The sequence below is a fragment of the Pseudoalteromonas sp. BSi20495 genome, assembly GCF_000241185.1.
Lineage (GTDB): Bacteria > Pseudomonadota > Gammaproteobacteria > Enterobacterales > Alteromonadaceae > Pseudoalteromonas > Pseudoalteromonas fuliginea.
The window spans coordinates 1-7,540 of the sequence record NZ_BADY01000207.1 but is presented as its reverse complement, the minus strand read 5'-3'; the positions used below and the strand labels follow the sequence as shown (position 1 = coordinate 7,540).

The window sequence follows — 7,540 nt, the reverse complement described above, 5'->3', positions numbered from 1 at the left end:
GTAAGTAGTTTGGCTGTTAGAACTCAATCTGTACGAGTGCCCACACAGATGATTGCTTTATATTGTTAAAGAACGTTTTGAGTCGCTTTAGCGCCTCAAGGGATGCGAATAATACACCCTTTATTTTTCGAGTCAATACTTAGTTTTAAACTTTCTTTTGGAAGATTTAAAATCGAAGTTTTATTTAACTCTCTGAGTAGTTCCTGCCTTGCTATGCTTCAGCGTTTCCCGTCTCAGTGGGGTCGCATTATAGGGAGATCCGAAAACAGATCAACCCTTTTTTGAAGAAAACTTGAAATAATATGCTGTTCGCACATATTTGCATCGAAATGGTTACTTTAAACACTAAAAAGGCCCTGATGGGCCTTTTTAAATTAGTTTACTATGAACTTCCACCCAAGTTTACCTTGTTGTTTAGACTCTTGTTGTAGCTCGCTGGCCATTAATGGATGATCCTTTAACCAGTTTCTTTCGAACTTAAGGTCTAACACTTCATTTTTAGCAGTTAACTCAAAATGAGGCACTACATCATCTTGTCTACGCATTGATAAAATAACCGCAATACGTAATAGCCTAACAATGTATTGTGCCAATAAACTATTTATACCGAGAGAGTTAAAGCAGTCTTTTGGAAAGTCAGAACGATGTGCATCTGCTACCGCTACTATTAATTTATGCTCAGACTGTGAAAAACCTGGCATATCGGTATTTTCCAAAATATAAGCAGTGTGTTTATGGTACTGCTTATACTCAATTAGCAATCCAACCTCATGAAGCTGTGCTACTGCTTTTAATAATGGTAGCCCATTTAAACTTTCAATTGGCCAATCTTTATTAATATTTGCAGCTAACTGCACAGCTAAACCTGAAACTCGACACGCTTGTTTTTGATCAACATGATAACGACTCATAAACCCATCAACTGTGCGTTTACGAATATTGTTATTATGAAGCTCTGGCACCATACTATATAAAACACCTTCACGCAGAGCTCCACCCGCTAACCCCATGCTCTCTATTTCAAGAGATTCAAATAACGCAATTAAGATAGCGAGTCCGGATACAAATACCAAGCGGCGGTCTTCACTTAGCCCTGGAAGGTCTAATGCGGCTATAGTGCTAAATGCAATGGCTTGATTTTTTATCGTGTTAAGCTTTTCAAGCGTAAGTAAGTCGTCAAGATTTTGCGCGACCATTATTTCTTGAATTGCTTGGACTGTACCAGAAGCACCTGAAGCAACTTTCCAACTAGCGGCTTTATATTCGGGAGATATTTCGTCAATGACAGTGCGAGCTGCTTTTATTGCCGTATTAAAGTTACTATCACTTAATTGGCAATCTTTAAAGTAGCGTTCAAGATAGGTTACACACCCCATATTGAGGCTTTTATAGTGCAGTGCTTCAAAACCTTTGCCGATAACAACCTCGGTACTAGCACCACCGATATCAATAACAAGCTGTTTGCCCGTGCATGATGAAGTATGAGCAACACCTTTATAAATTGTGCGCGCTTCTACTTCTCCGCTAATTACATTGATATTATGACCAAGAATTTTTTCGGCTTTAATTTTGAAAACATCAGCATTCGTTGCTAAACGCAGTGTTGCAGTTGCAACTATGGTGATATTTTTTTTGGGGATATCCTGTAAGCGCTCAGCAAAAAGAGCAAGGCATTCCCAGCCTCGCTGCATTGCTTCAGAACTCAATACATTTTTTGTATCAAGTCCTGCGGCTAATCTAACTTTTCGTTTAACGCGGCCTATTGTTTGTAGACCACCAGCGATTGATTTAACAATAAGCATATGAAAGCTATTTGAGCCTAAATCAATAACTGCATAAACATTTTTTTGCGGTTTAAGTTGCCCCACCGTTCAAAAACCTCTAGTTACTACTGCTTATACAAACGATCGCTTACGACCGTCCTTTTTGGTAACTATTATTTGGGCGACGTCCGCTGTTATTACTACGGCTACGTGGACCTGTTGAATAGTTGCGCTTTCTTTGAATAATAGGCTGAGTTAAATCATCTAGCAATGCAGTTTTATCGTAATGCGATAAAGGAATGCTGTGCTCTATATATTCTTCAATTTCATGCAGGTTATATGCATATTGCTCACACGCAAAGCTAATTGCATGGCCTGATGCACCAGCGCGGCCAGTACGACCAATACGGTGAACATAATCTTCACAATCGTCCGGTAAATCAAAGTTAAATACATGACTTACTTCTGGAATATGAAGACCGCGTGCTGCAACATCAGTTGCTACTAAAAAGTCCAATTCACCTTTACTAAATTGCGCTAATATAGTTTGGCGTTTTTTCTGATTAACATCACCAGTAAGCATGCCCACACGATGACCGTCTGACTTAAGCCAAGCATAAACGGTTTCACAACTGTGTTTTGTATTTGCAAATACAATTGCCTTTTCCGGCCATTCTTCTTCAATTAAGGTTAATAACAGCTTAATTTTATCTTCTTGCGAAGGATGAAATAGCTCTTCTTGGATGCGTTTACCCGTTTTAACATCAGGTTCAATTTGAACATGTTCTGGGTTTGTCATGTGCTCAAACGCTAATTCTTGTACGCGATACGATAGTGTGGCAGAGAATAATAAGTTTAAACGCTTTGATGTATCCGGCATACGATGAAACATATAACGAATATCTTTTATGAAACCTAAATCGAACATACGATCAGCTTCGTCAAGCACGACAACCTCAATTTCATTAAGGGTGTAACAGCCTTGCTTATACAGATCAATTAGGCGACCTGTAGTACCAATTAAAATATCAACGCCTTTTTCTAGTTGTGCACGTTGTTTTTCGTAATCTTCGCCACCATATACTAAACCTAAGTTAAGATTACAGTGCGGCGCTAAAATTTTAGCATCTTTGTGTATCTGAATCGCAAGCTCCCGAGTAGGGGCCATGATCAGGGCTCTTGGATGTTTACTAGGTGCTTTGCTAGATTGTAATAACCGATGGCACGTGGCAGTTAAAAATGCCAACGTTTTGCCTGTACCAGTTTGAGCTTGGCCCGCGATATCGCGTCCATCACAAATAAAAGGTAGGCATTTTGCTTGAATAGGTGTGCAATATTCAAACCCATTCTCGGTTAAACCGGCAACCACTTCCGGTGCGATAGCAAAGTCTGAAAACTTTTTATCGGTTAAATGTGTCTTAGTCATAGCGTTTAAGCATAACGTTTAAACTTGCAATAAGAAACAAGAGTGTTTAAATACGCACTAAATATTTCGCCTAACTAAATCGGAGAGCGCAATGAGCGAGAAAATAATCCAAATTACTGACGATAGCTTTGAAGCTGACGTATTACAATCTGACAAACCAGTACTAGTAGATTTCTGGGCTGAATGGTGTGGACCTTGTAAGATGATCGCCCCTATTCTTCACGAAGTTGCTGATGAATACGACAGCCGTGTAACTGTTGCTAAATTAAATATTGACCAAAATGCGGGCACACCGCCAAAATTTGGTATTCGTGGTATCCCTACTTTGCTTCTTTTTAAAGACGGCCAAGTTGCAGCAACGAAAGTAGGTGCCCTTTCAAAAACTCAGCTTATCGAGTTTTTAGAAAACAACATCTAACTGTAAGCTAGAACTATAAAAAAGGGCTTTTTGCCCTTTTTTGAATTTATTTTGTATAAAGACTGGACGCTTCGCCAGTGAACTGCTAGTTTATAAAGCCAACTAATCCTTAGTTATATTCAACAAACCTCACTCAACGATCAAAGCGATTTTGAGTATGACAACTGTAATAAAGAACCCACCAATATGCATTTACGCGAATTAAAAGACAAGTCTATAAAAGAACTTGTAAACCAAGCTGAGTCCATGGGGCTCGAAAACGTAGCCCGTTTAAGAAAGCAGGACATTATTTTTGCTATTCTTAAATCACATGCCAAAGGCGGAGAGAACATCTTCGGCGGCGGTGTATTAGAGATTTTACAAGATGGTTTCGGCTTTTTAAGATCATCAGAAGCCTCTTACTTAGCTGGGCCAGATGACATTTATGTTTCACCTAGCCAAATTCGCCGCTTCAGCATGCGTACTGGCGATTCAATCTCAGGTCTTATCCGTCCACCGAAAGACGGTGAACGCTACTTTGCTTTACTTAAAGTAAATGAAGTTAACTTTGATAAACCTGAAAACTCTCGTACTAAAATTCTTTTCGAAAATCTGACTCCGTTACATGCTAACGAACGTTTTCGTATGGAACGCGGTAACGGCAGTAAAGAAGATATTACAGCCCGTGTACTTGATTTAGCATCGCCAATTGGCCGCGGTCAACGTGGTTTGTTAGTGGCTCCGCCAAAAGCGGGTAAAACAATGCTACTACAAAATATCGCGCAATCGATTACACACAATCATCCAGATGCAACGCTTATGGTATTGTTAATTGATGAGCGTCCGGAAGAAGTAACAGAAATGCAGCGCTTAGTTAAAGGCGAAGTTATTGCCTCTACATTCGATGAACCCGCTTCTCGTCACGTACAAGTTGCCGAAATGGTTATCGAAAAAGCAAAACGTTTAGTTGAGCATAAAAAAGATGTTGTTATCTTATTAGATTCAATCACTCGTTTAGCACGTGCTTATAACACCGTTATTCCTTCATCAGGAAAAGTACTTACTGGTGGTGTTGATGCTAACGCACTTCATAAACCTAAGCGTTTCTTTGGTGCTGCACGTAACGTTGAGGAAGGCGGTAGCTTAACAATCATAGCTACAGCGCTTATCGACACTGGCTCTAAAATGGATGAAGTTATCTACGAAGAGTTTAAAGGTACTGGTAACATGGAACTGCACCTTAACCGTAAAATTGCGGAAAGACGTGTATTCCCTGCTATCGACTTTAACCGCTCAGGTACTCGTCGTGAAGAATTACTAACTAAGCCAGATGAGCTACAGAAGCTTTGGATTTTACGTAAAATTGTTCATGACATGTCAGAAATTGATGCGATGGAATTTTTAATCGATAAACTATCAATGAGCAAAACCAACGATGAGTTCTTTGATTCGATGAGACGTCAATAAGAAGCGTCCAAACTCAAAATAAAAAGCGCCTTTTGGCGCTTTTTTAATACCATAAATAACAATTTGACTTATGTGTTAACCTTCATGTATTTTCGAAGAATAGCTTGCAGGTTAAACACTAACTCTTTGATATGTTGCTTATTCCTATTATCTTCTTTTTGTAATAAAGCTCTGTCTAGATCTTTAGCTGCTTGCGCTATTTCATCCAGCCCAAACATTTGCGCTGCACCTAAAATACGATGACTATCTTTTTGTAATGCTTCAAAATCTTCACATATAAAGTGCTGTGTTATAGTCTCATTTTCTAAAGTAAAACTCTGCTTAAAACTAATAACCAAGTCACTCATATCAATATCACTTTGTTCAACTTGTTGTGGCGTTTTAGTGTAACCAAGATACTGAGTTAACGTTTTATAAAATAAATCTTTATCGATAGGTTTGGCTAGATATCCGCTGAACCCTAGTGTTAAATAATCATCCACCTCATGGCTCATTGCATTCGCAGTTAAAGCAAAAATAGGACGTTGAAAACCGCATTGTTGTAATAATTGAAAGGCAGCTCGTCCATCCATCACTGGCATTTGTATATCGAGTAAGACTATATCTGGATCTTCTTGCAAGCATTGTTCAACGGCTTGTTCACCATTTTCAACTGCAATAACTTCGAGTCCTATTGAGCGTAAATAACGACTTATTAGCCTTCGATTATCAGGGTGATCTTCAGCAAGTAAAACCCTCCCACTTAACTGCTTGTCTTTTAAAACTGGAGCTTGTAATTCGGCAAGACCCTGCTCTTTCGAAACTTTTACACACGGTAAAAAGAATGAGAACTGACTGCCTTTCTTATATTCGCTTTGCACACTAATATAACCTCCCATCATAGAGGCTAATTGCTGCGACAAACTCAAACCTAAACCCGTACCACCAAATCGGCGACTAATACTGTTATCAGCTTGGCTAAAGCACTCGAAAATCAGTTTTAATTGTGTTGAGTTCATACCGATTCCGGTGTCTTTAATGACCAATACGACTCCTTGTTCTGTCTTATTTAGAACAATCACTACTTGGCCTGAATGGGTAAACTTGATCGCATTAGCACATAAATTAATGAGTATTTGTTTAACACGAATTAAATCTAATTTTGTGTAGAACTCATCACCAATTTGATTATCTAACACTAAACGTAGGTTTTTTGCTGTCGCTTGAGTAATAAACATAGCGTGTACATCATTTATTAACTGCACAATATCAAAACAAGAAATACTGAGCTCTAATCTGTTTGCTTCTATTTTACTTAAATCGAGCACATCATTAATTAAACTCTTTAAATGATCACTATGGCGTTGAATTATCTCTAATTCATCTTGAAGTTGCTCAGGTTCATACAGTCCGTTAATTAAATCATCAGTTTGGCCTAAAATTGCGGTCAAAGGAGTGCGAATTTCATGACTAATATTTGCTAAAAACTGACTTTTTACATCATTAGCTTCTCTTAATTCTTGCGCCACTGCTTGCAATTCAGCTGTACGCTGCTCAACCTGCTCAGCTAGGTGATGTTTCGCCCGCTTTTCTGCACCACGCCGATACAGTGCCACACCAGTCACAACAACCAAGAATAACAATACAAAAACAAACAAAGTGAGCTGAGAACGCTGAGCCATTTTTAATTCTTGTACTTTGCGATCTTGCTTAAGTTGCTTTATTTCTTGGTTTAATTGAGTTGCTTTGAATTGATCCTGCAATGCAGCCAATGCATTAATAATACTATCGCTTCTCAATAGTCTTAGTTCACCTATAAACTTTTCGTGAAGGATCATTGCACTAGAGTAATTACCTTGGCTTGCTTCAAGTAATGACTTGGTGCCTAAACCATTTCGGATCATCCTCTCACTTTTATACTCGTGGGCAAGCGCTGTTGAACGCTCCAAGCTCACTTTAGCTTTATCGAGTTCCCCTTTTACAAATTGCACCTTTCCCAAAGCATATAGCGCATTAAGCTCCAAACTTTGATTTGAAATTTTAAGTGCAAATTTCTCACCTAATCTTGCTTGTTCATAGGCAACATCCACTTTATTTAAAATTAAGTTAATATTTGCTAAATTGGTGTACTGAGTTGATAAGTGGTTATAGTCATTAACAGATAAATAATAATGCAGTGCTAACTCGTAGTAATGTAGTGCTAAGTCGAATTGATTACTTTCAAAAGAAGCCACACCCATATTGTTATATACTTGGGCAATACCACTTTGATCTCCTAGCTTTTGGTAAACTTGAAGAACATCTTTATAGATAGCGAATGCACTGTCATAGCGCGATAACCGCACATAAACTCCAGCGATATTAAGCAAAATATCAGCCTTATCCTGATCGCTACCTTCAGTTTCATAGAGGCTTTGTACTTTTAAATAATAATCAAGAGTGAGCTTTAAATTATGCATATCAAAATAGGCTAAACCTATATTATTTAATATATTAGCTTGTTCAAGC

General features: G+C 38.4%; 5 protein-coding genes. 2 read left to right on the top strand and 3 right to left on the bottom strand.

Translation table 11 applies throughout. From position 1 onward, the window contains the following. Positions 1-374 precede the first annotated feature (374 nt). Positions 375-1,868 (bottom strand): guanosine-5'-triphosphate,3'-diphosphate diphosphatase, encoded by a 1,494-nt coding sequence (gene gppA / locus P20495_RS00080; RefSeq protein ID WP_007377357.1) that lies wholly within the window; start codon positions 1,866-1,868, stop codon positions 375-377. 43 nt (positions 1,869-1,911) lie between these two features. Continuing rightward, a complete protein-coding gene (gene rhlB, locus P20495_RS00085; protein ID WP_007377356.1) occupies positions 1,912-3,189 on the bottom strand; it encodes an ATP-dependent RNA helicase RhlB in 1,278 nt (425 codons plus the stop codon). A gap of 91 nt (positions 3,190-3,280) precedes the next feature. On the opposite strand from rhlB, the gene trxA reads away from it, so the two are divergent. Both trxA and rho read left to right on the top strand, forming a co-directional pair. Continuing rightward, the gene (trxA, locus tag P20495_RS00090) at positions 3,281-3,607 is read left to right on the top strand and encodes a thioredoxin TrxA (RefSeq protein ID WP_002960942.1); all 327 of its coding nucleotides are present in this window, start codon (positions 3,281-3,283) and stop codon (positions 3,605-3,607) included. 186 nt (positions 3,608-3,793) lie between these two features. Next, positions 3,794-5,053 (top strand): transcription termination factor Rho, encoded by a 1,260-nt coding sequence (rho, locus tag P20495_RS00095; protein ID WP_007377355.1) that lies wholly within the window; start codon positions 3,794-3,796, stop codon positions 5,051-5,053. A 68-nt stretch (positions 5,054-5,121) separates the two neighbouring features. Here the strand turns inward: rho and P20495_RS21205 are convergent. Then, on the bottom strand, positions 5,122-7,540 hold a 2,419-nt coding region (locus P20495_RS21205; RefSeq protein WP_033016563.1), incomplete at its 5' end, for an ATP-binding protein.